At 44.1% G+C, this 26,637-nt stretch carries 23 protein-coding genes and 1 pseudogene; 18 read left to right on the top strand and 6 right to left on the bottom strand.

Translation table 11 applies throughout. The features are described 5' to 3' along the window. Nucleotides 1-3 precede the first annotated feature (3 nt). Nucleotides 4-900, bottom strand: coding sequence for an ATP-grasp domain-containing protein (locus tag F6K37_RS02620; protein WP_008184413.1), 897 nt, complete (start codon nt 898-900; stop codon nt 4-6). A 344-nt stretch (nt 901-1,244) separates the two neighbouring features. On the opposite strand from F6K37_RS02620, the gene F6K37_RS02615 reads away from it, so the two are divergent. The 5 genes and pseudogenes from F6K37_RS02615 (at nt 1,245) to F6K37_RS02595 (ending at nt 6,765) form a co-directional block, all read left to right on the top strand. Further along, complete coding sequence (locus tag F6K37_RS02615; RefSeq protein ID WP_008182597.1) at nt 1,245-1,457, top strand: type II toxin-antitoxin system HicB family antitoxin; 213 nt, start codon at nt 1,245-1,247, stop codon at nt 1,455-1,457. 726 nt (nt 1,458-2,183) lie between these two features. Further along, entirely contained in the window at nt 2,184-2,342 is a 159-nt protein-coding gene (locus tag F6K37_RS02610) for a hypothetical protein (protein ID WP_154659750.1), read from the top strand. A gap of 474 nt (nt 2,343-2,816) precedes the next feature. Beyond that, on the top strand, nt 2,817-4,148 hold the full coding sequence (locus F6K37_RS02605) for a sedoheptulose 7-phosphate cyclase (protein WP_008182599.1): 1,332 nt from the start codon (nt 2,817-2,819) through the stop codon (nt 4,146-4,148). Nucleotides 4,149-4,156: 8 nt separating this feature from the next. Beyond that, nucleotides 4,157-4,965, top strand: a pseudogene (locus F6K37_RS02600) (D-alanine--D-alanine ligase family protein); the annotation flags it as partial. Nucleotides 4,966-5,835: 870 nt separating this feature from the next. Beyond that, a complete protein-coding gene (locus F6K37_RS02595; RefSeq protein WP_287247975.1) occupies nt 5,836-6,765 on the top strand; it encodes a hypothetical protein in 930 nt (309 codons plus the stop codon). Between the two features lie 443 nt (nt 6,766-7,208). On the opposite strand, the gene F6K37_RS02590 is transcribed toward F6K37_RS02595, so the two are convergent. After that, nucleotides 7,209-7,889, bottom strand: coding sequence for a hypothetical protein (locus F6K37_RS02590; RefSeq protein ID WP_131827039.1), 681 nt, complete (start codon nt 7,887-7,889; stop codon nt 7,209-7,211). 534 nt (nt 7,890-8,423) lie between these two features. Between F6K37_RS02590 and F6K37_RS02585 the strand changes: the two genes are divergently transcribed. Further along, complete coding sequence (locus F6K37_RS02585) at nt 8,424-8,930, top strand: hypothetical protein (protein WP_048815219.1); 507 nt, start codon at nt 8,424-8,426, stop codon at nt 8,928-8,930. A 1-nt stretch (nt 8,931) separates the two neighbouring features. Then, the gene (locus F6K37_RS02580; RefSeq protein ID WP_267872019.1) at nt 8,932-9,063 is read left to right on the top strand and encodes a hypothetical protein; all 132 of its coding nucleotides are present in this window, start codon (nt 8,932-8,934) and stop codon (nt 9,061-9,063) included. A gap of 118 nt (nt 9,064-9,181) precedes the next feature. Here F6K37_RS02580 and F6K37_RS02575 read toward each other — a convergent pair whose 3' ends face one another. Continuing rightward, nucleotides 9,182-10,279 (bottom strand): anthranilate phosphoribosyltransferase family protein, encoded by a 1,098-nt coding sequence (locus F6K37_RS02575; RefSeq protein WP_287247969.1) that lies wholly within the window; start codon nt 10,277-10,279, stop codon nt 9,182-9,184. A gap of 30 nt (nt 10,280-10,309) precedes the next feature. Next, on the bottom strand, nt 10,310-11,305 hold the full coding sequence (locus tag F6K37_RS02570) for a LysR family transcriptional regulator (protein WP_008182619.1): 996 nt from the start codon (nt 11,303-11,305) through the stop codon (nt 10,310-10,312). 495 nt (nt 11,306-11,800) lie between these two features. Between F6K37_RS02570 and psbA the strand changes: the two genes are divergently transcribed. The 10 genes from psbA (at nt 11,801) to F6K37_RS02520 (ending at nt 24,372) form a co-directional block, all read left to right on the top strand. Beyond that, nucleotides 11,801-12,880 (top strand): photosystem II q(b) protein, encoded by a 1,080-nt coding sequence (gene psbA, locus F6K37_RS02565; RefSeq protein WP_287247966.1) that lies wholly within the window; start codon nt 11,801-11,803, stop codon nt 12,878-12,880. Between the two features lie 357 nt (nt 12,881-13,237). Further along, nucleotides 13,238-13,363, top strand: a complete 126-nt coding sequence (locus F6K37_RS02560) for a hypothetical protein (protein WP_287247964.1) — start codon at nt 13,238-13,240, stop codon at nt 13,361-13,363. A 3-nt stretch (nt 13,364-13,366) separates the two neighbouring features. Continuing rightward, complete coding sequence (locus F6K37_RS02555; protein ID WP_287247963.1) at nt 13,367-16,258, top strand: glycosyltransferase; 2,892 nt, start codon at nt 13,367-13,369, stop codon at nt 16,256-16,258. Beyond that, nucleotides 16,255-16,926, top strand: coding sequence for a sulfotransferase family 2 domain-containing protein (locus tag F6K37_RS02550; RefSeq protein WP_287247961.1), 672 nt, complete (start codon nt 16,255-16,257; stop codon nt 16,924-16,926). The genes F6K37_RS02555 and F6K37_RS02550 overlap by 4 nt, the downstream gene beginning before the upstream one ends. A 289-nt stretch (nt 16,927-17,215) precedes the next feature. Next, a complete protein-coding gene (locus tag F6K37_RS02545; RefSeq protein ID WP_287247959.1) occupies nt 17,216-17,953 on the top strand; it encodes a sulfotransferase family 2 domain-containing protein in 738 nt (245 codons plus the stop codon). A gap of 55 nt (nt 17,954-18,008) precedes the next feature. After that, nucleotides 18,009-18,155: a hypothetical protein gene (locus F6K37_RS02540; RefSeq protein ID WP_287247957.1), complete on the top strand. Its 147-nt coding sequence runs from the start codon at nt 18,009-18,011 to the stop codon at nt 18,153-18,155. A gap of 867 nt (nt 18,156-19,022) precedes the next feature. Next, on the top strand, nt 19,023-20,522 hold the full coding sequence (locus tag F6K37_RS02535; RefSeq protein WP_287247956.1) for an AAA family ATPase: 1,500 nt from the start codon (nt 19,023-19,025) through the stop codon (nt 20,520-20,522). Between the two features lie 281 nt (nt 20,523-20,803). Beyond that, nucleotides 20,804-21,049, top strand: coding sequence for a photosystem I iron-sulfur center protein PsaC (psaC, locus tag F6K37_RS02530; protein WP_006616272.1), 246 nt, complete (start codon nt 20,804-20,806; stop codon nt 21,047-21,049). Nucleotides 21,050-21,189: 140 nt separating this feature from the next. Next, complete coding sequence (gene glmS / locus F6K37_RS02525; protein WP_008181061.1) at nt 21,190-23,112, top strand: glutamine--fructose-6-phosphate transaminase (isomerizing); 1,923 nt, start codon at nt 21,190-21,192, stop codon at nt 23,110-23,112. A gap of 1,020 nt (nt 23,113-24,132) precedes the next feature. Next, entirely contained in the window at nt 24,133-24,372 is a 240-nt protein-coding gene (locus F6K37_RS02520) for a hypothetical protein (RefSeq protein WP_202799165.1), read from the top strand. On the opposite strand, the gene F6K37_RS02515 is transcribed toward F6K37_RS02520, so the two are convergent. Further along, nucleotides 24,343-24,978, bottom strand: coding sequence for a pentapeptide repeat-containing protein (locus tag F6K37_RS02515; RefSeq protein WP_008181057.1), 636 nt, complete (start codon nt 24,976-24,978; stop codon nt 24,343-24,345). The two genes, F6K37_RS02520 and F6K37_RS02515, sit on opposite strands and share 30 nt — an antisense overlap. Nucleotides 24,979-24,991: 13 nt before the next feature. On the opposite strand from F6K37_RS02515, the gene F6K37_RS02510 reads away from it, so the two are divergent. Then, nucleotides 24,992-25,339 carry a hypothetical protein gene (locus F6K37_RS02510; RefSeq protein ID WP_287247955.1) on the top strand — a complete coding sequence of 116 codons (348 nt, stop codon included), beginning with the start codon at nt 24,992-24,994 and terminating at the stop codon, nt 25,337-25,339. On the opposite strand, the gene F6K37_RS02505 is transcribed toward F6K37_RS02510, so the two are convergent. Then, a complete protein-coding gene (locus F6K37_RS02505; protein ID WP_008181053.1) occupies nt 25,267-26,619 on the bottom strand; it encodes a DICT sensory domain-containing protein in 1,353 nt (450 codons plus the stop codon). The genes F6K37_RS02510 and F6K37_RS02505 overlap by 73 nt on opposite strands. Nucleotides 26,620-26,637 lie beyond the last annotated feature (18 nt).

Below are 26,637 nucleotides of genomic sequence, written 5' to 3'. Positions count from 1 at the left end.
TCGTCAAGAAACTACTAAAGTCTCAATCATTGCTTCACATAGCGCTCCATTCAAAACTTGATCGAACCTAACAAACATTGGAGAACTATTGAGTTCCAAAAATACAAGTTGTTTGGTGTGTGGATCGGTTTTGAAGTCAGCCGCCCCAAAATCCATCTGTAAAGCGACCATTAATTTGCGTAGCAACTCTACTTCTTGGGGAACTGTTTCGAGTGGAATCACCTCAGCATCTGGTTTAACCCGATAATCTAGATGCTGACTACGGATTTCAAAAGCAAAGGCATGATTCCCTACCACATAGATCCGTACTTCTGGCGCTACTAAACGATTTTGGACAATGGCTGGCATCGCAGCACAACCATTACGAAACTGGATAGAGGAGTACAATTGCTCTAGGGAATAACAAAAATCACCCCCAGCAACGGGTTTAGCAATCGCACTCCCCGCAGAATATTTTCCCAATTCCTCAGCTTCGTTAGTGATCCAAGTATCAGGGGTTTGCAAACCTAACTGTTGCGCTAGGATCAGCATTGCTGGCTTATTGCCAACTGCAGGAACATGGTGACGATTGAACAACCGGATATGGTTTTGGGATAGCAACCAACCATAGAAGGTTTGATACCAACCCGATGCCCGTTGTGATGCCCCAGACTTCGGAGCGTTAATATTACCAAAAACGTCATACCGAATAAAAGCTCCGGTTACAGACAGAACTGGAGCCTCAACTCTGGGATGCCTTTGGGTAAGATGCCATGAAAATTTCGGACTTTCTTCTTGCCCATGGCGTAAATCGCAAATCGGGACTTGTTGACCTTGAGCAACTTCAATCAACCGAGTCAGATTTGGATCTAACTCCCCACCTGCAACAAGCAAACATCCACCATCTGCTGATTTAATCATTAGTACCAACCAAATGGACTACTCTCTTCACCCAGTGCTAGAGTTGTTGGTCCTTCCTCTCCTATTGCCTGTGTAGTCGGTTGAGCTTCCTCTCCTACTGCCTTTGTAGTCGGTTGAGCTTCCTCTCCTACTGCCTGTGTAGTCGGTTGAGCTTCCTCTCCTAATGCCTGTGTAGTCGGTTGAACTTCCTCTCCTACTGCTAGTCTTTGTACAAAGATGGCCTTCCTTTGATGAAACGACTAATTCAAGCTCGTTGCTCTATTACTGCTCCTCCTACTCTTCCGATACCTCTCTAAACCTGACCAAACGTCTTTCCAAAAGAGCCACACCCAAAGGAGATAGCAATGTTAGTTAAATACAAATTAATCATTTATTGGAGTGAATCAGACCAAACTTTTATAGTGGAAGTACCAGAATTACCTGGATGTATGGCAGATGGTCAAACTTACGTCGAAGCAGTAACTAATGCAGAAATTATTATCCGAGAGTGGATCGAAACGGCTCAGGAGTTGGGGCGTGATATTCCTACTCCCAAAGGACGGTATATTTATGCTTAATAGATCCTTCTTAGATCAGATTAGAGCCCATTTTCTTCAGCTGGAGGGGATGCTATCTGAAAGTCTCCCCAGGGTAAACCCATCTAAATTCTCGAAACCTTAATCAGAAATAATAAGCAAAAATACTTATCTAATGACTCTCATATCCAGTAGGTATTTGTAACTAACATGTGTTTACCCTGAACAAAATTTGGAAAGCCTGAACCACCCCAGCCCCTGTTACCACAGTAAATACAGCTTGAACAGGCAATAAGTTGACGATTTGTGGAGATAATAGGATATAGAGGTAGCTAAATTGCTCAATAAAACTAAATTTGATTAAAAATAAGCGAAAAAGCACCTTTGACACCAGACTAATTAGTCTGCTTTAATCTACTGGCGTGGGTAACGAAATGTTAAGTAGCAAAAATTAGTGTTGATTAAATTTGCCGAAAACCCCGACTATGACTATTTCTTGATGGAGTCGCTCATCAAGAAAACCCGTAAGACCAAGCTGCATCGCTTGTCAAACATTATCCCCATCTGATCACCCGACCATATCCCTACCTATTTTTTCCAAGCTTGAAACGGCCCTACTAGCACAACAGCTGTAGCGGTCGCAATCGGGAATTGAGGAGGGTGATGATTACGGGTATCACTGGTGTGAGTGGGGTTAGCCTGAGCAGCAGTTTAGTAGTAATAAATAATTATCTTAATAGGATAGCCGCCTAATGTCAACCACAAGGAATGACGCCCTTCACCGTAGAAGAGGCTCGTCATCCCACCTGGTTTGAGACCCAGAGGAATGCCAACATGCCTGTATTGCCAACAGTGGTAGTGCAGTGCTCCCGTTGGGTTTCACCTCTAGCGTCGATTGAGTCTGTTGTTAACAATACAGTTCTCTAAAAAAAATTTGTTCCTACCACTATCCAAATTATTAAAATTTTGTTAAACTACTCAAGTGGCAACGCTCAAGTTAAATTAGTCACTCCTTACAAAGCAAATCTAAAGAAAATGTAAAATCAGCGTTGCTTAAGCAATGCAGCGAGGTAGCGCCGCCAAAGGGGGTTCCCGCCCCATGAGTGACTACCGGTGCGGCCAAAGGGGGTTTTACCCACTCGCTATGGCATAAAGACATTCAAGAATGAATTTAGATCGTCTGGTTTTGGTAAATCCCCCGTTGCTTCCCCAACTTTGGGGGAAGTTGAGACTTTTGTTCCCCCCCCCGGTGCCCTTGACCCGTAATTAAATTACGGGTCAAGGGCACCCCAAAATTGGGGGGCTAGGGGGAGGGAATTATACCCAGAAATCTGCCTTGCCATGTAAATTCTTCGATACTAATCCGAACATCCAAACAAGTAATATCGCAGCAGCAGAAGTATGGTTCAAGCTAAACCTAATCCAACATCACAAAAGCTCTCTCCTTCAGACTCAGAACAGATAATTCAATTCCACCACCCAGAGAAGTACCACACCTCAGAGTGGTACACCGGTACTGGAGAGATCGCTGCTAGTGGAGACGGTCGCTCTTTTGAAATATCTGCTACCTATGCGTTAAAGGCAACAGTTAAGTTAGTGGACGGAGTTTTCAACCCTTCCAATCCCACCTTGGCGGAAGTTTACAGTCGTCGCGGTCGTTGTGTGGCAATTGTGGATCAGACCGTAGATGAGCTTTACGGAGCGTCAATTCGCCGCTACTTCGAGGAATATGAAATTCCTCTAAAGTTGCTGGCCTGCCGCGCTTGGGAATCTGACAAAACTCCCGAAACCGTCCACCGCTTGCTGAAATTTTTAGGTAAAGATGGCTGCGACGTTTCCCGGAACGAACCCGTACTAGTAGTAGGCGGCGGTGTTCTTAGTGACGTAGCCGGACTGGCTTGCGCCCTGCAGCACCGACGCACTCCATATATTATGGTCGGAACCACGGTTGTGGCTGCTATCGATGCTGGTCCATCCCCCCGCACTTGCACCAACGGTGCCCAATTTAAGAACAGCATTGGATCCTATCATCCTCCAGTAATGACTTTGGTAGACCGGAGTTTCTTCCGTACTTTAGCGACAGGTCACGTCCGCAACGGTATGGCAGAAATTATTAAAATGGCAGTCACCGATGATCCGGTTCTGTTTGAGTTAATGGAACAATACGGTCCTCGCTTAGTAGAGACTCACTTTGCGACTTTAAATGAAGATGAGGAACTGGGAGCGATCGCTGATACAGTAATCTATCGGGCATTGTTCTCCTACATGAAGCATGAAGGAACAAATATGTTCGAGACTTACCAAGACCGTCCCCACGCTTATGGTCACACCTGGAGTCCTCGCTTTGAACCTGCTGCTAAATTAATGCATGGTCATTCTGTCACCATTGGCATGGCCTTCGGCGCGACTTTAGCTGCAGAGATGGGCTGGGTCAAAGCAGAAGAACGCGATCGCATTATCGCTTTGTGTCGCTCTCTGGGTCTGTCTGTTTACCACCCCATCCTAGAAGATATTGACCTGATGCTTGAAGGTCAAAAAAATATGCGGCGCAAGCGAGGAGAAGGGGGTTTGTGGGCTCCATTGCCAACAGGGATTGGTTCCTGTGATTACGCTCAAGAGGTATCGTCAGGATTGCTAGAAGCAGCCATTGACAAGCATAAGCAATTATGTTCTTCTTTTCCTGATGCTGGAAAAGGCACAGAAATGTACCTCAGTGACCTCGGCCTTGAATAAAAGGAGCACAAACTATTGACCTAGTGCTGCCACAAATGTTTTGTATCCCTGGCATGACTGAATACCGTGCCCTATTGGACTTGCTTAATATTCCCTATGTGGGCAATACCCCAGATTTGATGGCACTAACTGCCCATAAAGCAAAGCAAGAGCTAAGGCGATTGTGGCAGCCGCAGGAGTTAAAGTACCTTTTGGAGAACTACTTCGCCAGGGAGACATTCCCACCATTAAGCCGCCAGTAGTGATCAAACCTGCTAGTTCTGACAATTCTTGTGGGGTGACTTTAGTCAAAAATGTCGCTGACTATGACGCTGCCCTCAAAACAGCGTTTGAACATTCAGATCAGGTTTTAGTCGAAGAGTACATCGAACTGGGTCGGGAAGTCAGATGTGGAATCCTTGTCAAAGACGGTGAGCTCGTGGGTTTACCCCTAGAAGAGTATCTGGTGAATCCCCATGACCACCGGATTCGCAACTATGAGGATAAACTAAAACGAACAGAAGATGGCGACTTGAGTTTGACTGCTAAGGATGGTGTTAAGGCTTGGATGCTAGACCCTAGGGACCCTGTAACCAAGCCAGTTCAGGAAGTAGCCAAGAGGTGTCATCAGGCGTTGGGCTGTCGCCACTACAGTCTTTTTGACTTCCGTATCGACCCACAGGGGCAACCTTGGTTTCTAGAAGCAGGGTTGTATTGTTCTTTTTCGCCTAAAAGTGTGATTGCTTCTATGGCGAAAGCATCGGGGATATCTGTAAATGAGTTGTTGATGATAGCGATTGATGAAACGTTAATTAATAAGGCTGCGTGTAGGGAATAGGGAACTTTGGATCAGGAAATAGTCTGAGGCGGGGGCGCGGCAGGTGTGGGGAAATGGGGATAATATGGGAAGTGTGGGAGGTGTGGGAGGTGTGGGAGGTGTGGGGAGATGGGGAGTCAGATTAGCAACTAGCTCCCCAAGACAGTGCTGCCTAGGTATTCCCTAGTCCCTAGTCCCTATTCCCTATTCCCTATTCCCATTAACCCAGGACGAGGTACCTCAGCCAATTGAGAACTGCTATTATGAGTAAGTAAGGTTTAACTTTTCCGCAAGAAGAGTGCCACTCCCGAGTTAGCGATCGCATGTAGTCTTGGTGATGAAATCATACCACCATCAGCGTTATCTAAATCTAAATTGTTATCTAAATTGCTCTCAATGGCCTTAACCGATTCCTGATCAGGGTGTTCATTGGTGACACGATGATTTGGGTATTAGTGATTTTACCCTACAAGTGACCGATCGGAGGGATTAGACTTCCCACTAGTAGCTACCTAAAAAAGCTAGCTGAAGCTGGCTTTTTGGCTAATTAGAGCAATTTAATCCCGATATTTGGCTAAAAACGGTTGTTTTATTCTGATTGCCTCCATTTTTGCGCTAAAATAGCCTATATAAGCTAACTTTTATAAAGAGTTCACAGAAAATTTACAATCTGCTGGGACTATTCACAAGTAATTTACGGAAAATGGCTGATAGACATGGTTAACTTTAGAAGAAGCAAAAAGTCAGGTACTCAAAGCATGCAGTTTCTCAAGGTCACTACTTAAAAGCCAAGATGCTAGCCAGAGTCAAAAAACCGTACTATGCGGAATTTCTCTCACAGCCCTTGAGGTAAATAGTAACACGAGTAGTTTTAACAGTTAACTATAAAACATGTCAGGCTCTCCTCTGAATAAATTCCTTTTCAAACCCGTTCTTCTTGCAGCAGCGGTCTTGTCAGTACTGTCCTTACCAGTAGCAATTTTTGGCTCACAACCAGTTTCCATTCGCATTCAGGGAGAACAGTGGATGGATGGTGAAGTTAAGGATCTTGCTCCCCCTTACCTAGGCTTGGTTGGAGCCTTGAGTTTGGGAGTCGGTGTAGCCAGTTTGGCAATTTCAGGGTGGCAAGACTCCTCCGATAAATTTGCTCAAACTCAGGACAAAGTTTCCACTCTAGCTGAGGGTATCCAGGCAAAAGAAAAAGAATTAGAAGACCTTAAGCTTTCTCTGTCGAGTTTGGCAGCTTCTGGACTCACTGATTTTATAGATGAGGCAGAAACCCCGAAAACATTTACAGAAAACGTTACGGAAAAGGTTACGGAAAACGTTACCGACAAAGTTATAGAAAACGTTACGGAAAAGGTTCCGGAAAACGTTACGGACAAAGTTATAGAAAACGTTACGGAAAAGGTTCCGGAAAACGTTACGGACAAAGTTATAGAAAACGTTATAGAAACTCGGGATAACAGCCTTGAATCCCAGCCAGTCTTTGAAACTCTAGTGACTAGGTCGAATTTTGTTGAAGAGCCTTCCATAACAGCCCCGACAAGGTCTGTAGAGGATGTAACCCAGAAGTTTGCCTCAGCACAAACGTTTTTAGGTTTTGTGCGCACAAAACCTGTAGTCACCCAACCTATTGAGGTGAGTTCACCAAAACCTGAGCAGCTGGAGCAACTCAACACTCAACTTCAAACAATTATGGCTCAGATGGCTTCTTTACAATCCGCCCTTGATGGCACACAGAGAAGTCGAGGGATTGAGGTACCTGTAGCGAATCACCCATCCAAACAACTTGTTAAGTCCTGGTCTGTCAAGGGTTAAGAACTTTTAAGACAAGTTGATAGACGATTAGGGTGCATCCTGATCCAACCATAAGCTAAAAAGCATCTACTGGAATTTACTCCAGATAGTTATGTATAAATAGTTTACTGTTGGTAATTAGTTAAAATTGCTGAATTTGGTTGACCATTTCTGCCTTCCGAATCTATAATTGTAACCTCGATTTATCGATGGACTAATTTGGCATTCGCCAATTACTAGATTGTCACGATTGAGATCACCGTGAGCGTTTCCACAAAAAGCGCCAACAAAACGCGACCATAGCGCTAATTCAATAAAACTGTTAGGGTATTTCAGTAAGAGCCTGCACAGTGTGGCTGAGTATTATAATTAGTATTATTATTAATATTATTCATGGTTCAGGCTTGATAGTGACCAACCATGAACCATGACCATGAACTATGAACCAAGATAAAGGTTTTGTCTTATCGGAAAAACTCTGACGGCGAGAGTGGAGTATTGTTTTGATTTTTTAAATTGGTTTGTGGGCGAATACTACCACTAACCGATGGTTGGGGTTTAAGTTCTGAGCGGTTTCCCCAGCCACCATTGCGTTCTGCTGCCCTAATGCTAGGTACTGATTTCCTGCCACTAGGTAGCGCTATCGGTAGGGTGTAACTCGCCTTTACGTAAGGTTGACCATCATTATTAAATCGGACGAGGTCACCTTCCATCTCTGGAATCTGCGGCTGTTGCTCTTCAGCCCTTCCTAGGTGACCATAGGGCTCATAGGTAGCTAAGAAAGAGACACTATTATTGGGGCTAACCGAGAATCGTCCTTGTGATTGATTGATTTGCCAAGCTTCCTGAAGGCGACCATCTGGTGCTACCTCCCATAGGTTAAGCCTAGCTTGCCATTGACCCTGCTCGTTTACTTCAACAACTTGGCGATCCAAAATCGAATAAGTGCCTAGGGGGTTAGAACCAAATAAAGGCTGTTGTGTCGGACGCAAATAGCGAATAGCAGCTACAGCAATTTGACTTTGGTCAGGTAGATTACTAGTACCCGATACAGTATACGCACCAGGACGACTGGCCGGTTTCACACTGAGTTCTAACTCAAGGTCAGGGGATTTTTTTTGGGAGCAACTGACACACAATGCCATTAGCATTAGGAGTACAGTCCCCTGCCTATTAGAGTAAAGTGAGCGAACTGTTTGACTTAAAAACTGGTAGAATCGCATAGGCATAGGTATAAACAGATTAGATATTCCTTAGGGAGTAAGCATATGCGCTACGCGCACGCTGCTTGAGGTGCGGTCAGCGGTCAGCGGTCAGCTGACGTAACATAGATTAAACCAATACTTACTTGTTTTATTCAAAAGCTGAGAGCTGAGAGCTGAGAGCTGAGAGCTGAGAGCTGAGAGCTGAGAGCTGAGAGCTTACCTTAGAGATAGCTTACAAAGAATGACTAATTGTCAGATTAGGGGTTGAAAATATCGACTATCATAGCAAGTTGTTAAAAACGAGCTAAGTTGATTGGTAGTTAGTGATGGATTTACCACGGAACCCTAATCAACGTCTAACATAATCAATACCTTGATTGTTTATAATTGAGCGTTTATAATTGATAGCTTATAAAATTTTATCCACTAAGACTAATTATGAAGCAGCAAAGCAGGTTTAGACATACATCTTTATTGAAATTTTGTACTACTCAGTTGGCAATCGCTGGCCTAGTAACCCTAGGGATTCCTAATGGTGCTGCCACTGCTGGGAATCAATTTAGTTTGTGTGCCAAAGATCTTAAAGCGGCCAATATCACTTCAGAAATCGCATCACAAGCTTGTTCAGAGGCACTACAACCTGAGGATTTATCCTTGTGTGTACTGAAAATTAAGGTACTGACCTCATTAGCAGGCCAAAAAGCGTTAGGTGCTTGTACACGAGTCCGACGACCTTTGGAATTGGCTAGCTGTGTGGTTGATATTGACAATAAGATTGAAAACATAAATGCTAACTCAGTGCTGGATCACTGCCGTCGTAGCCTCCTGCCAGAGCAATTTTCTGAATGTGTTATTGGCTTGAATAGTGCCAATGTCGCTAGCCCTGACAAGGCTCTAAACACTTGTATTTCTGTTAATCAATATCCCTCCCAATTGTCTCCGACCTTTGCGCCACCTCCGGCAAGAACCTTGGTTCAGTAATTTGGTTGAGTGTAAGCATTCAGCCGTCAGCCGTCAGCCGTCAGCCATTCCCTTGGCTCACGCTAAGGGAATGGCTGACGTAACAGAGATTAAACCAATGCTTACTTGTTTTATTCAAAAGCACATCAAGTAGCGTGGGTGGCACAGGCTTCGACGCTGGGACTTCATTTAGATTGCCCATAGCCCATAAGCACATCAAGTAGCACATAAGCTGATAGCTGATAGCTGATAGTTGAATACTTACCTTCTGTTTATTTAAGCTTGTGTAAGTAATCAACAATTTCCTTAAATTTTTGCTCCACATTACCACTGGTGAATAAATCTTCAGCCCTGGCCAGACCTGCTCTAAAATCTGGGCAAACACCACAACGCCACAGATAAAAGCCACCATTCCAGATCGCGGCTGGCATCAATGGGTTGGATTTACCCTTTAGGATTTCCTGGTACTGTGCCAGCAGTTTAGTGGTTGACTCAAACGGTACCTCCTTGCCAGCCAAACCGTATTCACTCGGATGGAGTAGCAGACGTTCAAACCCTTGACTGGCTGATGGTTGACTAATCGCTATGATGGCAGTGCGATCGCGTGGTAGGTCACAGCTACCCTCTAAGCCTTTGACAAAGGTAAAATTCTTGACCAGACGCAGCTGACATGTCTGTCTAAACAGATTTTCTGTAGGTGGATGAACATACCCGGCCACATAATGAGTTTCTCCTCTATAGGCAGACCAGAGGAGTTCCATGGTTGCTATGGGTGGACGTTTACCGATTTGGTCGCGGTAGGAAACTAACTGATGAGCTTGGGGAAAATGCTGGGGTAAATAGATAAATCCTAAGCCAGTTGTCTCCAATACTTGTTGCACCTGGGGCACAGAAAGTTGGGAGAAATCCATGCCCAATCCCTGCCAAATCTCAATTAAGGGGACTCCATACTTAGTGGGCATACAATCTCCCCCATGCATGACCACAGGTACCCCAGCAGTAGCTAAGACTAAGGCGGTCAGGGGTGTGACTGGTGCAGTACGGCTTCGTCCATCATAGGGTGTTCCTAACGCTGTAACCCCCAGGGATGGAGAAGAAGAAACTGACCGAGAGGTATCTTGCCCATGGTTGATGTCCCAGGGGTGTAACCTTGGTCCAAGTTGGTCATAAGCATCCAACATCCCTGCCAGTTCTTCACTGGTCGGTCGTTTGATGCGGTGGGCAATCATAAATGCTCCAATTTGCGCTGGTGTAGCCTCTTGTGTCAACATGAGGCGGGTTGCAGTGGTGGCTTCCTCACGAGTTAACGCTTTGCCAGTGTGCACACCACTGCCCACTTTCTTTAATAATTCCCTGAAGGCATTACTCATCGGTGATTAGTCCAAAGCTGGAAACAGTGATCAAGCTTGAGCAAGGGCTGGCAGCTGGAGGTTCCAAGCCTGAACTGTTGGCATGTCCAGCTGACGCACCAGTTTACAAAAATGCTGAATTGGTGGAATATCTAAGCGATCGCGAGTCGTGACCAAGACCACCTGACGAGTCCAGTTGGAATCCAAGGCAGAGACGTTACCTACTAGTTTGTTGGAGCTAGCCAGGGATTCTGGTAGTTTTTCTAGGGTACGCACAGCCAAAGTAGAGTCTTGCTGTACATTGATCACGGCTGATTTGGGCAATAGGGCAATCAATTCTCCTTGGCGCACTACTCCTTGGAATGCTTCTAGGGTATTTAACTCCATAACTGCCCGCAAATTAGCCCCTAGGCGGGAAAACTGCTGCTGTACTAAACGTTGCATCCCGTAGCCACTTTTAAAGACTGCTTGTGGGTATTTAATCAGTTCTGACCAGGGCACTGCTTTATAGTTGACTAAGGGATGGTCTGATGCCATCAGGACTTCGATGGGCTCTTCGTAGAGTACCTCAACTACCATCTCTGAACTAGTGGTCAAAAAGCGATTGTTCATCACAATTGCCACATCCACTAGACCATCTCGCAGTACCTTCAAAGAGCGATCGCTTCCGAGGGCGGTCACTCGTAATTGCACTTGAGGATAGGCTCGACAAAATTGCTTTAAGATCGGTGGCAAATAGTGAGCGCAGACTGATTGGATTGCTGCTACACACAATTCTGGCTGCTTACCTGCGATCAAATCTGCTAATTCTTGGGTAGCAGTTTGCCACTCTTGACAGATTTTACGAGCACGGGGTAAAAGCTGTTCCCCTGCAAGAGTCAACTTGGCGTGAGCAGTGCGATGAAACAGTGGCATACCCAGATGGCTTTCCAGAGACTGAATTTGTCTACTAATAGTCGATTGTGTTACGCCGCATTTTTGTGCCGCTTGTCCAAAATTACCGGTCTGGGTGACTGCCAGAAATGCCTGCAACTGCTCAATCCGCATGATTTGTCTAAGGTGTATGAGGTTTCATCATAATTCATTGAACATACTAGATTTTTTGAGGAACTTCGGTAGAATTTGATACATTGACGCTGCCCGACTCAGCTAAACCCATAACTCAACCAATGTAATCAGTAAAGCAATTTCAAACGGGAACGTCACGGGTCTTGGGAGAACAGGGAACTTCGGATCCGTGGAAAATCGGCGATGTTAAGAAATTATAAATAAATAGATAAATAAATTTTATAGTTTATAGCGGTTCTCAGTGGGATCAGGTACAACCAAATTTTTAACCCGTATTTATACCACAATTACACTATTAAGTCAATATTTACGTAATATAACTTTTACTTATTTACATTATTTAATAACCTGACGGCAAATTACTCCGAAAACCCTTTACAAAACTTAGTATATTGCTTAATATAAATACATGAAGGCGCAAACAAGCCGGACGAACCTCGATAACTTCATATTCATACCCGCAATCATAAGAACATGACTACTGTCTTACAACAGAGCAACACCTCTGTGTGGTCTCAGTTCTGCAATTGGGTCACCTCCACCAACAACCGCCTCTATGTAGGCTGGTTTGGTGTCTTAATGATTCCAACTTTGCTAGCTGCTACCACCTGCTTCATCATTGCTTTCATCGCTGCTCCTCCTGTGGACATCGATGGTATCCGCGAGCCCGTTGCTGGCTCCTTGATGTATGGCAACAACATCATCTCTGGTGCTGTTGTTCCTTCTTCTAACGCCATTGGCTTACACTTCTACCCAATTTGGGAAGCTGCTTCTCTAGATGAGTGGCTTTACAACGGTGGTCCTTACCAGCTGGTAGTGTTCCACTTCCTGATTGGTGTGTTCGCCTACATGGGTCGTGAGTGGGAACTAAGCTACCGCTTAGGTATGCGTCCTTGGATCTGCGTCGCTTACAGCGCACCGGTTGCAGCTGCTAGCGCCGTATTCTTGATCTACCCAATCGGACAAGGTTCTTTCTCCGATGGTATGCCTCTAGGTATCAGCGGAACCTTCAACTTCATGTTCGTGTTCCAAGCTGAGCACAACATCCTAATGCACCCGTTCCACATGCTAGGTGTAGCCGGTGTATTCGGTGGTTCCTTGTTCTCTGCAATGCACGGTTCTTTGGTGACCTCCTCCTTAGTACGTGAGACTACTGAAACTGAGTCTCAGAACTATGGTTACAAGTTCGGTCAAGAGGAAGAAACTTACAACATCGTGGCAGCTCACGGCTACTTCGGTCGTTTAATCTTCCAATACGCTTCCTTCAACAACAGCCGTTCCTTGCACTTCTTCTTGGGTGCATGGCCTGTAATCGGCATCTGGTTTACTGCACTGGGCATCAGCACCATGGCATTTAACCTCAACGGTTTCAACTTCAACCAGAGCATCATTGACTCACAAGGTCACGTGATCAACACCTGGGCTGACGTACTAAACCGTGCCAACCTAGGTTTCGAAGTAATGCACGAGCGTAACGCTCACAACTTCCCTCTAGACCTAGCTGCTGGTGAAGCTACTCCCGTAGCTTTGACTGCTCCAGTCATCAACGGTTAATTTTAACTTGGCTTAATCAGCTAAGTTAATAAAAAGCGCTCTCCATCTGGAGAGCGCTTTTTTGTTTGTCTGTCATTATTTGAGTTCTCAGGTTTTAGGGAGTAGGGAGTAGGGAGTAGGCAAGAAAATTTAGATTTAGCTTACGGTTACTAGGAAAGGCTGTATTTATTGGTAGTCATTTGTTAGTTTTCAATACCCCTTCACCTTTTGTGTTTTCTGTTGCATTTAATAAAACTTAATAAAAAATTGTCGATAACTTAATAAAAAATTTAAATTTGTCTGTGGTAACTGGGTTTAATATCAACAAAACAATAATATCAAGTCTGATAGCATCGATATATAGCAATTTTCATAGTCATGAGGTACAGAGGATTTTTCCTTGTTGCCTGTTGCCTGTTGCCTGTTGCCTGTTGCCTGTTGCCTACTCCCTACTCCCTACTCCCTACTCCCTACTCCCTATTCCCTATTCTCAAGGACCAATGACTAATGACAACTGAAACCCTTGTCATCGTAACCAGTATTGCACCAGGAAATGTTAAGAAGCAACAAGCCGCTATTAATAGCTGGCTTACTCTAGGATTTGAGGTTGTTTCTTTAAATATTATAGAAGAGATTGAGAAACTCCAGCCTTTATATCAAGACATTAAATTTCACAGAGTATTTCGAGATGGACGAGAGCATTATGGTAAGCCTTATGTTTACATTGATGACCTCTTATCCTATTTGCGTCAGTACGGTAGCCAAATCTGTGGAATTGTTAACGCAGATATTATCTTAAAAGCTGAGCAGGATTTTACAGAATTTATTCGAGAGCAGACTCAAGACTCTATTCTGCTCGCTTCACGAGTCGATATTGATACTGCTGAATCAATCAACGGTGAGATTTACGATGTTGGGGTTGATGTGTTCTTTTTTGAAAAAGAACTGCTGGAAAAATTTCCATCCTCTGACTTTTGCCTTGGTATTCCCTTTTGGGATTTCTGGGTACCAGTGATTGCTTGGCAACAGGGGTTAACCATAAAAGACTTAGTCTCTCCCGTTGCTTATCATGTCAAGCACTCTACCAACTATAGCTACGAAATCTGGCAAAAATCTGCCCTTAAATTTACCAAAATATTTGCTCCATCCCGTTATAATTATTATCAAGAAATAGCTGATATAAATAAAGTAGATTATGACCTAATTGGTCACATGGATAATTATATCGTTAACCAATTTTTGACAATTTATCAAAACAGTAAGCAACCGATTATCTACAAACCCCGATTACCTGATGCTCAGAATCCAGTCTATAGCCATACCAATACTAAAAATCACGATTATAATTCCTTAGTTTGGTTAGCATGGAGCTCTTATCATGCTGGTAATTTTACCACTATGGCTGAGCAGTTAAAAAACTCCCTAACCATTACCCCTTACCAACCAACAGAAACAATTTCTGATTGGATAGAGCAATTTACTACATTTTCAGCTGCTCATAATTCTCCATTCAATTCTTATGCATTCAGTAACCTAACGGAATGGCAATATCTAATAGGATCTACTCTGCTTAATCGACCATTTAGTACCTATCAATGGCAACCAAAAGTATCGATAATCACATCAGTATTTAAAGGGGATAAGTATATTGAACCCTTCCTTAAGGATATTACCCAGCAGACTGTTTTTGCTGAATGTGAATTAATATTGGTTAATCCCAATTCTCCTGGAAATGAAGAGCCTGTGATTAAAAAGTATATGACCAGGTATCAGAATATTATCTATATAAAATTGGATGAAGACCCAGGGCTTTATGAAGTTTGGAACATGAGCATTAGATTAGCCCGTGGTCACTATATTACAAACGCTAATCTCGATGACCGCAGAGCGCCCAGACATATCGAAGAACATATGAGAGCCTTGGATGAGCATCCTGATGTGGACGTGGTTTGCGCTCCTCTGAAAGTTACGATGCAACCCAATGAAACCTGGGATAATAATACCGCTCATGCAGTCTGGTATGTGGGATTTCCGGAGTATTTTGGAACTGAAGACTTTTTTCAAGAAAAGTGGTGGGCTGAAGGGGAAGAAAAAGGTAAGATCGGCTCCCAAAATCTTCCCCATTGTATGCCGGTATGGCGGAAGAGTGTCCATGAAAAAAATGGCTATTTCGATGAAATTGGCTATGGCGCGAGTGCTGATTGGGAATTTTGGTTACGTTGTTCAACCAATGGTTCTAAATTCATGCTATTGAGGGAACCTTTAGGAATTTACCTAGAAGACCCTCAATCCTATAACAGGCGGTTTGAGTCAACGGTTGATTTTGATAAAAAAATTCTACAGGAGTATTATGTACCGCTAACTGAGGAATCCAATGGTAACGGAAGCCTTGATGTCTCCGAAACTGAAGAGCAGGATTCAGGGTTTGAAGACTCTGGGGATTATCCGAAAAAACTCGATCTTGCTTCTGCTTTACAGTATCATTACGGGGAGCATCGCTCTGGATGGTCTTATGCGATGAATAGCTTGAAAGCCTTACACAATGATGCTGGAATCTTGGTGGATGGCTTCATAGAAAAGAAATTCGCCTGGGGTTCGGATCCTGGAGATTGTAACAACACCCCAACTGCTTATACAGAGCCTTGGATTGGATTCATCCATTGCCCTCCCTATGTCCCTAAATGGTTTCAAGAACACCTGTCACCTCAGGCAATATTTGCAAGTCAGTTGTGGCAAGAAAGTATTAAGTATTGTCAAGGTCTATTTTGTTTGTCTGAAGACTCTCGTCGATGGCTCCAAAAGCAGCTAGATGTGCCAATTGTTAGCGTTATCCATCCTACGGAAACCCCAGATGTTATCTTTTCGATGGATAAGTTTTTGTCAAATCCTGAGCCAACTATTATCCAAATTGGGATTTGGTTGCGGAAGATGCACTCTATCTACTATTTACCGGTAAAAAACTACAAAAAGATGGTGTTACGTAAACCCTATTCCGGGGAGATGTTACACACTGAAAAACAAGTATTTAATTTACAGCCCAATTACAGTTATGTGCAGATAGTTGATTATTTGCCCAATGATGAGTATGATGAAGTCTTGTCAAAGAATATTGCTTATTTGGAGTTGTATGACACCAGTGCCAATAACGCGATCATTGAGTGCATCGTCAGAAATACCCCGGTTTTAGTCAATCCGCTGCCAGCTGTAAAAGAGTATTTGGGCCAAGACTATCCCCTTTACTTCCAGTCTAGACAAGAAGCAGCGGCCAAAGCTGAGGATTTTGCTTTAATTGAGGAAACCCACCACTACCTGAAGCAGCACCCGATTAAAGAAAAGCTGAGCAACGATTATTTTTTAAAATCAATTGTTAAATCGGAAATCTATCAACAGTTATCATGAGAATATCCCACAAGCATAAGTTTGTATTCCTCAGCAAACCTAAGTGTGCTAGTACTAGTATTCGCAAGGCATTGGATCCTTACACCGATGTTTGGAGTACGGATCAGAAGCGACATTACCATCACCATGTTCCAGCATCTCTGTTAAAGCAGCATTTTGAGCGTATGGGTTGGAACTGGAACAGCTACTTCAAGTTTATTAGTATCCGAAACCCTTGGGATATGCTGGTTTCTCTGTACTTCTATGCCAAGCCAGATCACCGAGGTATTTATTGGTGGGAAACAGCAAGAGCAATCCGTGTATCCAAAGACATTATCGAAAAATACCCCTATAACCCAAACACCAGGATGCCATTCAAGCAGTGGATTAAGACAGGAAAATCCTGGGACTTGAAGCAGCAACAATTTCTTGATGATTTGTATAGCTATACCCTTCCTTACTATGTTTTTGATGATCAGAATAACTTCCTAGTCGATTATATTATTCGTGTTGAACACTTAGAGGAAGACTTAGCTTTTGTCGCTTCAAAGCTAGGAATACCTATAGATTCTTTGAAGATAAATACTAGCAAGCATGACCACTATAGCCAGTATTATGATAGCGAATCCAAAGCAATAGTCTCCGAACTGTTTGAGTATGAGATCAACTACGGAAAGTATTCTTTTTAGAATAGGAGGGAATCGGGAATCGGGAATCGGGAATCGGGAATCGGGAATCGGGAATCGGGAATCGGGAATCGGGAATAGGGAGCAGGGAGCTTCGGAGCAGGGGAATAGGGTTTCATGGTTTGTTTTATAACTGAATAATATCCAATTTATAGCGTTGTTCAGACTTATGAGATAAAGTCAATTTTATTCCCCTACTCCCTACTCGTAAGCATTCAGCTATCAGCCATTGGCCTACGGCCACGCTACTTGAGGTGCTTTTGAATAAAATAGGCTGACCGCTGACTGCTGAATGCTGAATGCTGAATGCTTATCCCTACTCCCTACTCCCTACTCCCTACTCCCTAAAACCCAGAACTTTTTACCTGAAATTAATAACTGCTATAAAATGAGACTATCACACAAGCATAAATTCCTATTCATTGGCAAGCCTAGGTCTGGTGATACTACGATTAGACAAGCACTAGATCCTTACAGTGATAGTGTTAGTACAGATAAAGGACGACACAACCATCCCCATGCGCCAGCATCTATCTTGAAACAGTATTTTAAACGCATGGGTTGGGACTGGAATAGCTACTTCAAATTCACTTCTGTTAGAAATCCCTGGGATATGCTGGTCTCTTTGTACTCCTTTGGAAATCCTGATCAAAATGGCTTCTACTTTTGGGAGAAACAACAGTACAATCCTAAAACAAAAATGCCATTTACAGAGTGGATCACTAAGGGAAAATCATGGGACATCAAGGCAGGGAAGCATTTAACTGATTTGTCTGCTTACTCACTGTCTTACTCGGCACTAGATGATGATAACACGTTTCTTGTGGATTATGTTATCCGTTTTGAAAATCTAGAATCAGACTTAACTTTCTTGGAGTCTATGCTAGGACTAAAGCTGAATTGTCCTAAGATAGAGCAACACAAACGGGATGATTACACTAATTATTATAATCAGGAGTCTATAGATAGAGTTGCTAATTTATTTTGGTATGACATTAAGTATGGAAATTATAAGTTTGGGATGGCGTAGGGGCGTGGCACAGCTAAAATAGTGCAATAGAAATAGGATAACTGAGGCGGAAAGTATGGGAAGAGGAAAACGAGACAAGGTGATTCTGAGTCGAGAACAGAGAAAAAGGCTGGAAGTCATAAGCAACATTCCTGAACTACTGCTGACTTTTTCAGCTGGTCACCCACCAGGAGGTATTGACTCAAACTATTACTCTGACTAATTTGTCAGTTTTACTGAGATCTAGTCTACCGTACTTTTAAAAGAGCCGCACCCAATTTAAATGCCGAACAGCTTATCAATCCCGCTTCGTCTTATTTCAAGCCACACTTTGCCCTCCCTGTAACCCATTGCCCTATCCTTAAAACAGATGAAGGGATTGAAATTTTACGTAAGGATTCAGCGGTCAGCCGTCAGCTGACGTAACAGAAATTAAACCAATGCTTACCTGTTTTATTCAAAAGCACCTCAAGTAGCACCATCTGTAGCGCATGAGCTGAGAGCTGAGAGCTGAGAGCACCTCAAGTAGCACCATCTGTAGCGCATAAGCTGAGAGCTGATAGCTGAGAGCTGATAGCTGAATGCTTACAATTTTACTAGTTGACAATTTAATAAAAAAAATGGTATAATCAAGGAAAATTAAATACATTTAATATCTATATAATTGCCAAATAGCTAATGAAAAATACTGCTAATTTTTCATAGCTAAACGCTATATAGTAATCAGATTTATGAAAAACTGAAATGGCGATTGGTCTACGGCCACGCTACGGGAACGCATTAGCTCATTGCTCAATGATAGTACATTTGTATTAAAATGTTGCTCCCTAGCTCCTGTTTTCTAATCACCATCCATTTTTGGTCTCAAAATTTTTAGCCAGTCAATTTTTATGCATTACTCTTGGGTTAGTAAGTTGTAAGGTAATGTCAACCATCTGCGCCCAAACTTAAGTCAATACCAAGCCATCGGCAATTTCGAGAGTCTGCATCTTGACCCAAAGTTGCCCCTCAAGACTAAAATCATCTTGAGCGATTGACTTTTTGGCTCCTTGCCCCAATGGTGAAATTGTGAACCCCTTGATGAAGAGCAATGAGTGAATCTGAAAACCCCAATAACCTTCCCCTTCCTGAGTCTACTACCGAAATGGATAACCAGGATACTAAGAAGCCAGATCAGCAGCAGACCGACCATAACCCAAAAATGCTCAGCTTCGCACCAGTACCTGATGATTTCACGATAGTATCTGATGATATAGATAATCTTATTGAACAGTCAATACTAGAACAGACTATAGAATCACTCCTTACCACCATGGCATCATCAGTTACAGAAACGGATACTGATGGCACTGATGATACTGATACCACTGATATTGACACTGAGATAGCTGATGTTTCTGAGGAACAGTTAGCCAAGGATGGTGAATGGTTTGCCTTAGCCCAAAAACTGAGCTTGGACAATCATCGCTTAAAGCAGCAAGTGACTCAGCTGCAGCAAGCACTCCAGGAAAAACAGCAGGAGTTAAACGGACAAGCTAAGCAATTGCGAGAGTACGACAAACTCCTGTCCACAAAAGATCTGGAACTCAATACAGTTCAAGACCAATTAACCCGTTTGTTCCACACTCTAGAATCATCCCATCAATCCGGTCAACGCCAGCAAATTTTGGTCGAAACCTTATCAGAACAGTTACAAAGCTCTCAGGATCAAGTTGCCAGACTCGAACAGGACTATTCCCAAACCCAGCAGCGCTACAACGAACAATCTCATCAGCTGGTGCAATTGAAAGATACCTGTCGAGAACTTAGAACCCGTCTATACCGACAACAACAGCAAACCTTGCAATTTAAGGTAGCCTTAGAAAAGTGTCTGGAAATGCCTGCCTCTGAGAGTTCTGTGGTACAACAGCAAGAGAGTCGGAGCATCATTGCTCAGCAATCTCTGCTACAAAAAGCCCAGCCCATTAGACCCTGGTCTGCTGACCCAGAGTTATTTGCAGAAGAATTTATTTTCAGCAGTACTGGTAATTCTCCTGCCCAGTCTGAATCTACCACAGAAGCATTATCGGTTGACAGCAGCCAACCTAACCAAACTGATCCTATATCCCCAGCAGATGCCTTAGGTCCAGGGCAAACTCAGGTAATCTCCCCTGAAAATGTGACAGCCAAAGAGTTAGAAGTAGCACAACAGTTAATTGAACAAATGTCTGCCCTGGCAGAGGAATTTGGGTTGTCCGAGTTGCCATCAGAGTGGGCTGATACCAAAGTCGATGGCACATCAGAACTAGAAACCACACTAGAAACCGCTAACTTAGATGAATCTGACCAAACCGTTGAATTGACTAGTGACCTTGAGGAAACCAGTAGGTCAGAGCATACTCAGACCTTGGAGCCTGAAGCCAATCCACCGAGTGAGGAATTGCCAGAAGATATCATAGAGGCTGAGTCAAAGTCAAATCAAACCAATGACGTATTTCCGTCTCACGGTAAGTCGCCATCACCAGTACTCTATCCCCTACGTCCCTCCAAAGGGCGCAAATCCTTAGCGTCTATTGAATTACCAAGGTTTCCCCGTTATCGTTCTTCCTGAGGTTGACCCATAGATTAGGTTCGATGACACAATAGTTTCACATACTGATATATTAAAGAATTTAAAGTTCTGTAACCTCTGGCGCAAGACTATCAAAACCCTGCGGTAAACTAGCCCTTGATCCTTAAAATTCCCTGTCGTTTGCCTCAAACGCCGACAATACGAACCTAGGCAAAGATAATCCTGGTGGAATCATCGGGAATATCCCCAATTTTCCCAAGGAGACAGGTAAGCGGTTTTTCCGCAATGTCCGATAAAAAAATGTAGGAGTTCTTAAATCAATGTCTCATAGCGTTAAAATTTACGATACCTGTATTGGTTGCACCCAATGTGTTCGGGCTTGCCCTCTAGATGTATTGGAGATGGTTCCCTGGGATGGCTGTAAAGCTGGTCAGATTGCCTCTTCTCCTCGTACAGAAGACTGTATTGGTTGCAAGCGGTGCGAAACTGCTTGTCCTACTGACTTCTTGAGCGTCCGGGTTTACCTGGGAGCTGAAACAACTCGCAGCATGGGCTTGGCTTACTAAGCATTAACAAGCGCAATCTATCCGATGTTGACGGTTGACTGTTGATGGTCAACCGTTGACGGTCAACCGTCAACACAGGACACTCCACTCATAGCATGGCTATAGTTTGAGTATTATGCTTACTTACTAAACTCAACACTATGTGTGGAATAGTCGGCTATATCGGTCCGCAAATCGCTACAGAAATTTTAATGGCAGGATTAGAGAAACTCGAATATCGGGGTTATGATTCTGCTGGGATTGCTACAGTTTCGGAAGGGGATGTTCATTGTGTCCGTGCTAAGGGAAAATTGCACAATTTGCGCGAAAAACTGGTACAAATCGAAAACCAGGCGCGGATTGGCATTGGACACACGCGCTGGGCAACCCATGGTAAACCGGAAGAGTATAATGCTCACCCCCACATGGACATGGCAATGCGGGTGGCAGTGGTACAAAATGGCATTGTTGAAAACTACCGGGAATTGCGGGAGGAATTGATCCAGCGGGGACATGAATTCCGCTCCGATACCGATACAGAAGTTATTCCCCATCTAATTGCTGAGTGTTTACAGCAAAATTCTGCTTCTTCCTCTTCGTTCTTTTCTCCTTTCCTAGAAGCAGTGCGGCAAACAGTGAATCGATTAGAGGGAGCTTTTGCCCTAGCTATCCTTTGTGCTGACTATCCTGATGAATTGATTGGAGTGCGGCAACAGGCTCCTTTGATTATTGGGTTTGGTCAAGGGGAATTTTTCTTTGGCTCAGATACCCCAGCATTGTTACCCCATACCAGGGCAGTATTGAACTTAGACAATGGGGAAATCGCACGGTTAACTCCCCTAGGGGCAGAAGTTTACGACTTTGAGGGTCGTCGCTTGAATAAGTTCCCCCGTACCCTCAGTTGGAATCCCTTTCAAGTGGAAAAGCAAGGATTCCGACACTTTATGCTTAAGGAAATTTATGAGCAACCAGGGGTAGTGCGCAACTGTTTCGAGCGGTATCTCAATAGTCATTGGCATGCTAATCCTACAGAGGCAGAGGCAGAGGCAGACCTGGCTAATTCCCCAGTTCAGTTAGGCATACCAGAGTCACTGTACGGGGATGTAGAACAGATTCAGATTCTGGCGTGTGGGACCAGTTGGCACGCTAGTTTGGTGGGTAAATATTTGTTGGAGCAGTTGGCAGGAATTCCCACCATGGTGCAGTATGCATCTGAGTTTCGTTATGCACCAGGTCCGTTAACTAAGAATACCCTAACCATTGGGGTAACTCAGTCTGGGGAAACTGCTGATACCTTAGCAGCACTGGAGATGGAAAAACACCGTCGCAGTGGATTAGACCCTCTCTATCAGCCCCGACTCCTGGGAATTACGAATCGACCAGAAAGTTCTTTGGCTCAGTTGGTGCCTGATGTGATTGATACCCAGGCAGGTATTGAAATTGGGGTGGCGGCCACTAAAACCTTTGTGACCCAGTTAGTGGCCTTTTATTGTCTAGCGCTAGAGTTAGCTTACCGACGTAATACTCTCGCCCCTGAAAAAATTCAAGCAATTATGGCAGACTTACGGCAATTGCCTACTCAGATTGAGCAAGTGCTGGAAAGTCAAGAAAAGTATATTGAAGAATTAGCCCATGAGTTTGCGGAAACCCAAGACTTTATCTTTGTAGGACGCGGGATTAATTTTCCGATTGCTTTAGAAGGGGCGCTGAAACTTAAGGAAATTAGCTATATTCATGCTGAAGGCTACCCAGCTGGGGAAATGAAGCATGGTCCGATTGCTCTGCTGGATGCTAAGGTGCCTGTGGTTGCGATCGCAATGCCTGGTGCTGTCTATGAGAAGGTAATTTCTAATGCTCAGGAAGCTAAGGCTCGGGATGCTCGGTTGATTGGGGTGACACCGAGCAATGGCAAAGAGGCGATGGATATCTTTGATGATTTGTTACCTGTACCAGAAGTCGAGGAGTTGCTTTCACCAATTCTGGCAGTGATTCCGTTGCAGTTGTTAGCCTATCACATTGCGGCAAGGCGAGGGTTGGATGTGGATCAGCCCAGGAATTTGGCGAAGTCGGTGACTGTGGAATAGATTTTTTGTTGACTGCTGAAGGGTGTTCGCCTAGCCTGGCCTTTTGGCCAAGGTTATTTAGGGCTGGCTGCATGAATGCAGAAGGCATACCCGACAAGGCTTTCAAGCCTTTTTTCCCAAAACAAGTGCAAGGAATAGGCATCTTGTCGCTCAAAAACCTGGTACTTTTGTCGGAAATCCCTGGGTTTTCTTGGGAAACCAAGGGGTGAAACTCAGATTTCTCAAGCTGTGTAGCCTCTAAAGTCGCTTTGTAGACTTATTCAGCAAGCCCTATTTAGTTGAAGGTTATTTGGTTGAAGATTGAAGGTTGAATGTGAACGCGTGGCCAAAGGCCAAGGTTATAGGGTTGAACGCGCACCCGTGGCCTTTTGGCTAAGGTTACAGGACTTACGCAGTAACACTACCTTTAGGGTGCATTACCTCTAGTGGCGTGGCACAGCTAAAATAGTGCAATAGTTTTTTCTGCTAAACCCTTGTTAAAAGTAGATTATGGTATTTTTCTAAAGCAACATTTAAGGTATGCCACGCCACTAGGGTGAATTAATAACGTACCCTACTAAACTAATTTGTTCTAGGATTAAACTTACCGACTGGTTAGCATTGGTAAAGTTGAGCAAAAACCATGACCGTTACCAAAATTATTGGGTTTAAAGCCCCGTCCTTATAGGACGGCTTTTCTTTTAGACTTCGTATTGAAAGTTTACACTAGATGTGCTATTCTAAAATTATAAGCAATAGACTTTTGTACCAGCTAGATACTATCTAAACATAAGTAGGCAACGTAAAAAATATGTAGAGCGTACATATTGCGTAATTGGGTCTAACGACTTAAATGTCTATGAAGAATTTAGATAAAAAAGTATCTAGTTAAATAGATAAACATAAAGGTACGGTGGGGCACACCGAAACCTAGGTCAAAGACCAAATACGCTTGTGGAGAGGAGACCTCTATTTTTCCTGGCTCCGGCCTGGTTAAACAAGTCACCCCGTGGAAGCAAGAATCCCCGTCCTTCCAGGGCGGTGAGTGTCAATATACCCATCAAAGCTATCCAACTCACACCCGGTAGTGTCATTACTATAGATAACCTTAAATGGCAAGACTTTGAAACAATTCTTGAGGAAATTGGGGAAAAGCGACAAGTGCGGCTGACCTACTATCAAGGAAATTTAGAAATCATGTCCCCCCTTGCCATTCACGAAAGACCCCAATCGATTACCCACTATTGCCAATTATTTCTCAGGCACACAGGTTCCCACTAAACAAGCTCGATCCAAATTAACACCACTCAAAGAAGCCCCATCCATCTCAGCACAAAGCAAATTCGCCCCACTGAGATTACTACCAGATAGATTAGCTCCACGGAGATCGGCCTCTTCCAGATTTGCTTCACTTAAGGTTGCCCCTTGTAAATCTGCCTGAGACAAATCGGCTCCCTTCAAATTGGCACTATTAAGATTAGCTCCTCGCAAATCTGCCCCTCGCAAATCTACCCCTTGCAAATTCACCCCCATCAAATTGGCACCACTTAAAAAAGCACCGGTAAAGGAAGCCTGACTCAACTTAGCCCCCATCAAATTAGCGCCTCGGAGATTACCACCCCGCAAGTCCGCACCACTCAAATCCGCCTGCATCAAATTAGCTCCTAGCAAATTCCCCCGCAAGTCAGCAGATTCGAGTTTGGCACCAATTAAGTTAGCACCATCGAGACGAGCACCATTCAAATTAGAGCCAGAGAAATTTACCCCCACAAGTGTTGCACCAGCAAGATTAATTTTTTCCAATTGGCTACCGGAAAGATCCTCATCTTCCAAATCTGCTCCTGGCAGTTGCTTTACTTTCCCCGCCCGAATTGCTTCAATTTCCATCAACCAGATAACCTTGGCCAAAAGGCCACGCTACGCGTTCAACTGTTCATCCTTCACCCTACCCTACACCGGACCCCTGGGCAAGAACAACCTTGGCCAAAAGGCCACGCTACGCGAACAACCCAATAACCTTCAACCCAATAACCTTCAACCCTCAACCTTGGCCAAAAGGCCACGCTACGCGAACAACCTTCAACCTTCAACCTTCAACCTTCAACCTTGGCCAAAAGGCCACGCTACGCGAACAACCTTCAACCTTCAACCATATAACCTTCAACTTTTCTTCCTTCATCCTTCAACCGTTACTCTTTCCTCAGATAAGGAATCAAGCAACCACATTCCTGAAGCAATTTTAGGCTGATTAGCCTGCAAACTCATACCCTGCTGCATTCCCATCACTATCAGTCCCAGGGTTTCCACCAGTTTAGGGTCAAACGCTTCCCCTGACAATGCCTGACAGCTTCTTAGGGCAATAGACAGAGCATCCTCCTCAGATTCATGGGTATTGAGTTGCTGCTGAAAATAGGCCATCAGCCTCAAAATCCTCGATTCCAAGGGAATATTATCGTAAGCTAAGCCATCCGGTTGTCCTGAACCATCCCAGGATTCGGTTTGATGGGTAATAATGTTAGCGACAGCCTGTAATCGAGGCATAATCCGTAACACCGATCCCCTCGGAAGAGATTCCTGCTTCTCGATTACGTCTTTCTGAGCAGCTGACTTAGGGGGTAGTTCTATGTTAACCCCCTGCAAGGGGGATAGACGGTGCAAGAGTGCTGCCAGACTTAAACGTTTCAGTTGCCATGCTGGTAAATCCAGCAACTGCCCGATAGTCTCACACAAGGTTTTTACCTCAGCGCCAGCATTGGGATTGACAGCATCCGCTTGGTCAATTAGCTGGGCCATACGCAAGAAAGCCTGCATTTCATTAGAAACCAGGTTATCGTCTAACACCTGAACATGGCTAGGGGAGGTATGGGAAGGTAACTCTTGTTGACCCTTCTGAAGATAGTTCACGACCCGATTCACCACTGCCCCAATATAGTCTCGTGGCTTGGTGCTTTCGATAATCTGTTGAAGTTGTGCAGTTAAGCTGGCTTGCAAGTCTGGCTTATATTTACCAATGTGAGCGATCGCAAACTCCACTGTCTCCCTGACCAAGTCTGGCTCAAATGTCCAGAATCCGTAGAATTTGCGCTCTCGGTCTTGCTCTGGCAGTCCTTGAGTGCCATAATCCGACTCAGATAATTCTTGACATAACACCATTGCTGTGTATGTCTCGGAAATAATAATCAAGTGCCACTCTTGAGCTACAGGATCGGAGGAATCTAAACTAACTAGGGCAACATTCGACCGCTGGCTGGTGGGATGTTCAGCAAAGCCAGTATCTGGTGCTGCTAGGATTACCACCTGAGATGATTTTACCGCTATATCGCCGTAGCGTTCAGCTTCCTCAAGATACCATTGGCCCCGCTGGAAGGCCGTAATCATTAGTGGAGCACTGTCGGACTCTAGGATAAAGTCTTCTAGGGCATGGCACAGCGATACTAAGGTATTTTTGTAATAAACTCCAAAGCTTAAAGGTTTTTTGGTGCCGCGATGGGCTTGTTCTAGTTTTTGTAATATCGAACCTGAGCGCATGGTTACTAAAAAATTGTT

This window comes from Moorena sp. SIO4E2 (genome assembly GCF_010671945.1).
GTDB classification, from domain to species: domain Bacteria; phylum Cyanobacteriota; class Cyanobacteriia; order Cyanobacteriales; family Coleofasciculaceae; genus Moorena; species Moorena producens.
The sequence above is the reverse complement of the archived record's forward strand: the minus strand, read 5'-3'. Positions and strand labels throughout refer to the sequence as shown.

Excerpts from the sequence above, each read along its gene's own strand:
- F6K37_RS02620 (WP_008184413.1), bottom strand. The coding sequence starts at position 900 with ATGATTAAATCAGCAGATGGTGGATGTTTGCTTGTTGCAGGTGGGGAG.
- F6K37_RS02615 (WP_008182597.1), top strand. The coding sequence starts at position 1,245 with ATGTTAGTTAAATACAAATTAATCATTTATTGGAGTGAATCAGACCAA.
- F6K37_RS02610 (WP_154659750.1), top strand. The coding sequence starts at position 2,184 with ATGACGCCCTTCACCGTAGAAGAGGCTCGTCATCCCACCTGGTTTGAG.
- F6K37_RS02605 (WP_008182599.1), top strand. The coding sequence starts at position 2,817 with ATGGTTCAAGCTAAACCTAATCCAACATCACAAAAGCTCTCTCCTTCA.
- F6K37_RS02595 (WP_287247975.1), top strand. The coding sequence starts at position 5,836 with ATGTCAGGCTCTCCTCTGAATAAATTCCTTTTCAAACCCGTTCTTCTT.
- F6K37_RS02590 (WP_131827039.1), bottom strand. The coding sequence starts at position 7,889 with ATGGCATTGTGTGTCAGTTGCTCCCAAAAAAAATCCCCTGACCTTGAG.
- F6K37_RS02575 (WP_287247969.1), bottom strand. The coding sequence starts at position 10,279 with ATGAGTAATGCCTTCAGGGAATTATTAAAGAAAGTGGGCAGTGGTGTG.
- F6K37_RS02570 (WP_008182619.1), bottom strand. The coding sequence starts at position 11,305 with ATGCGGATTGAGCAGTTGCAGGCATTTCTGGCAGTCACCCAGACCGGT.
- psbA (WP_287247966.1), top strand. The coding sequence starts at position 11,801 with ATGACTACTGTCTTACAACAGAGCAACACCTCTGTGTGGTCTCAGTTC.
- F6K37_RS02560 (WP_287247964.1), top strand. The coding sequence starts at position 13,238 with ATGAGGTACAGAGGATTTTTCCTTGTTGCCTGTTGCCTGTTGCCTGTT.
- F6K37_RS02555 (WP_287247963.1), top strand. The coding sequence starts at position 13,367 with ATGACAACTGAAACCCTTGTCATCGTAACCAGTATTGCACCAGGAAAT.
- F6K37_RS02550 (WP_287247961.1), top strand. The coding sequence starts at position 16,255 with ATGAGAATATCCCACAAGCATAAGTTTGTATTCCTCAGCAAACCTAAG.
- F6K37_RS02545 (WP_287247959.1), top strand. The coding sequence starts at position 17,216 with ATGCTGAATGCTGAATGCTTATCCCTACTCCCTACTCCCTACTCCCTA.
- F6K37_RS02540 (WP_287247957.1), top strand. The coding sequence starts at position 18,009 with ATGGGAAGAGGAAAACGAGACAAGGTGATTCTGAGTCGAGAACAGAGA.
- F6K37_RS02535 (WP_287247956.1), top strand. The coding sequence starts at position 19,023 with ATGAGTGAATCTGAAAACCCCAATAACCTTCCCCTTCCTGAGTCTACT.
- psaC (WP_006616272.1), top strand. The coding sequence starts at position 20,804 with ATGTCTCATAGCGTTAAAATTTACGATACCTGTATTGGTTGCACCCAA.
- glmS (WP_008181061.1), top strand. The coding sequence starts at position 21,190 with ATGTGTGGAATAGTCGGCTATATCGGTCCGCAAATCGCTACAGAAATT.
- F6K37_RS02515 (WP_008181057.1), bottom strand. The coding sequence starts at position 24,978 with ATGGAAATTGAAGCAATTCGGGCGGGGAAAGTAAAGCAACTGCCAGGA.
- F6K37_RS02505 (WP_008181053.1), bottom strand. The coding sequence starts at position 26,619 with ATGCGCTCAGGTTCGATATTACAAAAACTAGAACAAGCCCATCGCGGC.